This window comes from Ruegeria sp. CDSC085 (genome assembly GCF_059610465.1).
Map to the genome: position 1 here is coordinate 1 of NZ_JBXWNR010000046.1, position 4,498 is coordinate 4,498.

At 63.0% G+C, this 4,498-nt stretch carries 3 protein-coding genes; all 3 read right to left on the reverse strand.

All coding sequences use genetic code 11. From position 1 onward, the window contains the following. A partial coding sequence (gene gcvP / locus AC2FJB_RS22705; RefSeq protein ID WP_496721207.1) for an aminomethyl-transferring glycine dehydrogenase occupies positions 1-2,855 on the reverse strand: 2,855 nt, incomplete at its 3' end. Positions 2,856-3,030: 175 nt separating this feature from the next. Next, positions 3,031-3,396 (reverse strand): glycine cleavage system protein GcvH, encoded by a 366-nt coding sequence (gene gcvH / locus AC2FJB_RS22710; RefSeq protein WP_299644461.1) that lies wholly within the window; start codon positions 3,394-3,396, stop codon positions 3,031-3,033. A gap of 18 nt (positions 3,397-3,414) precedes the next feature. Then, on the reverse strand, positions 3,415-4,498 hold a 1,084-nt coding region (gene gcvT / locus AC2FJB_RS22715), incomplete at its 5' end, for a glycine cleavage system aminomethyltransferase GcvT (RefSeq protein WP_299902838.1).

Sequence of the window (4,498 nt, forward strand, 5' to 3'; positions counted from 1 at the left end):
TATTCCGCGGCTTCTTCGTATGCGTCCATTGGGGGGCATGTGCAGACGAGGTTTCTGTCGCCGTATGCGTTGTCGACGCGGTTGACGGGTGACCAGTATTTGTCGACGCCCATGGAGCCTGGCGGGAAGCAAGCCTGTTCGCGGGTGTAGGGGCGGTCCCAGTCGCCGACCAGATCGCGCACCGTGTGTGGGGCGTTTTTCAGCGGGTTGTTGTCCGCGTCGATCTTGCCGTCGATGATGTCCTGCGCTTCCGCGCGGATGGACAGCATGGCGTCGCAGAAGCGGTCCAGTTCGGCCATGGGTTCCGATTCCGTGGGTTCCACCATCAGGGTTCCGGCCACCGGCCAGGACATGGTCGGCGCGTGGAAGCCTGAATCGACCAGGCGCTTGGCGATGTCATCCACGGAGACATGCGCCTCGGCGTCCAGCGGACGGGTGTCGAGGATGCATTCATGCGCCACCCGGCCCGTTTCCGAGGTATAGAGGATCGGATAGGCGTCCTGCAGACGCGCGGCGATGTAGTTGGCGTTCAGGATCGCCACTTTCGTCGCCTGGGTCAGACCGGCGCCACCCATCAGCAGCACATAGGCCCACGAGACGGGAAGGATCGAGGGCGAGCCGAAGGGCGCCGCCGAGACCGGCCCCACGGCGGTGCCGTATTCCGGGTGGCCGGGCAGGTGCTCGGTCAGATGCGCCTTGACGCCGATCGGGCCCATGCCAGGGCCGCCGCCGCCATGCGGGATGCAGAAGGTCTTGTGCAGGTTCAGGTGGCTGACGTCTCCGCCGATGTCACCGGGGCGCGACAGGCCCACCATCGCGTTCATGTTGGCGCCGTCGATATAGACCTGACCGCCGTGATCATGGGTGATCTGGCAGACCTCCTGCACGGTGGTCTCGAACACGCCATGGGTGGACGGGTAGGTGATCATGCAGGCGGCCAGATGATCGGAGTGCTTTTCCGCCTTGGCGCGGAAGTCGGCGACGTCGATATTGCCGTTCTCATCCGCCTGCACCGGCACGACCTGCCAGCCCACCATCTGGGCCGAGGCCGGGTTGGTGCCATGCGCCGAGGTCGGGATCAGGCAGACATTGCGCTGACCCTGCCCGCGGGCGAAGTGATAGTTGCGGATGGTCAGAAGACCCGCATATTCGCCCTGCGCGCCCGAGTTGGGTTGCTGGCTGATCGCGTCATAACCGGTGATCTGGCACAGCTTGTCGTTCAGGTCGGCAATCATCTCGTGATAGCCCTGCGCCTGATCTTCGGGGCAGAACGGATGCAGATTGCCGAACTCGGGCCAGGTGACCGGGATCATCTCGATCGTGGCGTTCAGCTTCATGGTGCAGGACCCCAGCGGGATCATCGCCCGGTCCAGCGCCAGGTCACGGTCGGCCAGGCGGCGCATATAGCGGGTGATCTCGGCCTCGGCCCGGTTCTTGTGGAAGATCGGGTGGGTCAGATATTCGCTTTCACGCAGCGCATAATCGGGCAGGCGGTATTGCTTGTTCGAGCTGTCATCCTTGCGGTCGATGCCGAAGGCACCCCAGACCGCCTCGATGGTCTCGGGGCGGGTCTGCTCGTCCAGGCTGATGCCGACCCGGGTCTCGCCCACCTTGCGCAGGTTGACGCCGCGGGCCACGGCGGCCTCCATCACCGTCTTCTGCAGATGGCCGACCTCAACCGTGATGGTGTCGAAGAACACTTCCGGTTCCGCGGCAAAGCCAGCCTCTTCCAGACCGGCAGCCAGACGCGAGGTCTTGCGGTGCACCGATTGCGCGATGGCCTTGATGCCGTCGGGGCCGTGATAGACGGCATACATCGAGGCGATCACCGCCAGCAGTGCCTGCGCGGTGCAGACATTCGAGTTCGCCTTCTCGCGGCGGATATGCTGCTCGCGGGTCTGCAGCGACAGGCGGTAGGCCTTGTTGCCCCGGCTGTCGATGCTGACACCGATGATCCGGCCCGGCATGGACCGCTTCAGCTTGTCGGTGGTCGCCATATAGGCAGCATGGGGCCCGCCATAGCCCATCGGCACGCCAAAGCGCTGGGTCGAGCCGATGGCGATATCCGCGCCCATCTCGCCGGGCGATTTCAGCAGCGCCAGCGACAGGATGTCGGCGGCGACAATCGCGATGGCTTTATGTTCGTGCAGCGCCGCGATCTCGTTGGTGAAGTCGCGCACATGGCCATGGGTGCCGGGATACTGGAAGATCGCGCCAAAGACGGAACCTGCATCCAGCGTGTCCGGATCGGCCACCTGAACGTCGATGCCCAAAGGCTCGGCGCGCGTTTTGATCACCGCGATGGTCTGCGGGTGGCAGTTCTTGTCGACGAAGAAGGCCGCGTTGTTGGCCTTGGACCGGCCGCCGCGCTTGGCCATCGCCATCGCCTCGGCCGCGGCTGTGGCCTCGTCCAGCAGGGACGCGTTGGCCACGTCCAGCCCGGTCAGGTCGCTAACCATGGTCTGGAAGTTCAGCAGCGCCTCAAGACGGCCCTGGCTGATCTCGGGCTGGTACGGCGTATAGGCGGTGTACCAGGCCGGGTTTTCCAGGATGTTGCGCAGGATCGGCGCGGGCGTGGTGGTGCCGTAATAGCCCTGACCGATCAGCGAGGTCAGAACCTTGTTCTTGCTCGCCACCTCTTTCATATGGAACAGCGCATCGCGTTCCGTCATCGCCGGACCCCAGTCCAGCGGCTCTTTCTGCCGGATCGCAGGCGGGACGGTGGCGTCGATCAGCTCGTCCAGCGTCTTGAAGCCGATCACCTTGAGCATGTCGCGCATCTCGGTCGGGCTGGGCCCGATATGGCGGCGATTGGCAAAGTCATAGGCTTCGTAGTCGGTCAGTTTGAAGGCCATGTGTAGCGCTCCTCAAGGAATGTCTCGCCCGGTCGCTCTGGCAGGAGCCTCCGGCGGGGAGTAAGGGCCGTCCCGGAAACTGTCCGGTGGACAGGTTCAGGCCCGAACGGGCGGAGCCCAAATTCGGCGGCATAAGTTAAAACGATGGAGCCCCGTGCCGGGACTCCGTTTGGGTTTACCCGATCAGGGCCTTGTAGCCGTCCAGATCCATCAGCTCTTCCAGCTGGGATGCATCGCTGATCTTGATCTTGTAGATCCAGGCCTCGCCCTCGGGATCTTCGTTCAGCGCACCGGGATTGTCGGCCAGCGCCTCGTTCACTTCCGTGATCTCGCCATCGACCGGAGCATACAACTCGGACGCCGCCTTGACGGATTCGATCACGCCGATCTCGCCGCCTTTTTCGAACTCGTCGCCCGCTTCCTGCTGTTCCACGAACACCACTTCACCCAGCTGCTCGGCGGCATGTTTGGTGATGCCCAGAGTGGCCGTGTCGCCTTCAACGCTCAGCCATTCATGCTCTTCGGAATAATAGGTTGCCATCTTGTCTCTCTCCTGACTTCAACGCTTGTAATTCTGTTTGACGAAGGGCATGGCCACGATCTGCGCCGGTTGCGCCTTGCCCCGGATGATCAGGTTCACCTTCTCGCCCGGCTCGCCATGGCCCGCGGACACATAGCCCATCGCGATCGGGCCTCCGACCGTCGGGCCAAAGCTGCCCGAGGTGATCTGGCCGATCGTGTTGCCCTCAGTGCACTGGATTTCCACACCCTGGCGCGCCGGAGCACGGCCGTCGGGCTTGATCCCCACCAGCTTGCGGGATGCCCCCTCGGCCAGTTCGCGCTGGATACGCTCCGCACCCGGAAAGCCGCCTTCTTCCTTGCGGCGCTTCTGCATCGCCCAGCCCAAAGACGCCTCGACCGGCGAGGTGCTCTGATCGATGTCATTGCCATACAGGCACAGCCCCGCCTCAAGCCGCAGGCTGTCGCGCGCGCCCAGACCCGCCGCTTCGCAATCCTCATGCCCCAGGAAGGCTTTCGAAACTTCGATCGCCTTGTCCTCGGGGATCGAGATCTCATAGCCGTCCTCGCCGGTATAACCCAGCCGCGAGATGCGGCACTCGACACCGTTGATATCAGCAAGGGTGGTTTCCATGAACTTCAGGTCACGGGCAACAGGGCACAACGCGCCGACAACATCCTCGGCCTTGGGGCCCTGAACCGCCACCAGCGCGCGGTCGAAGATCTCGGTCACTTCGACACCTTCGAGATTGTCACGCATATGCGGAATGTCCTGATGCCGCAGCGCCGCGTTCACCACCACAAAATAGTGATCCCCCGCATTCGACACGATCAAATCGTCCATGATCCCGCCGTCAGCGTTGGTGAAAAACCCGTACCGCGCCTTGCCTTCCTTCAGCGTCGCATAAGCCTGCGGGCACAAAGCTTCCAGCTTCTCACCCACATTCTCGCCGCGAAGAATAACCTGACCCATGTGAGACACATCAAACAACGCCGCCTTCTCTCGGCACTGCTTATGCTCACCCATAATCCCCAAAGGATACTGAACAGGCATCTCCCACCCAGCAAAATCAACCATCTTACCACCCAAAGCAACGTGCAACGAGTGAAGAGGCGTGCGTTTC

Excerpts from the sequence above, each read along its gene's own strand:
- gcvH (WP_299644461.1), bottom strand. The coding sequence starts at position 3,396 with ATGGCAACCTATTATTCCGAAGAGCATGAATGGCTGAGCGTTGAAGGC.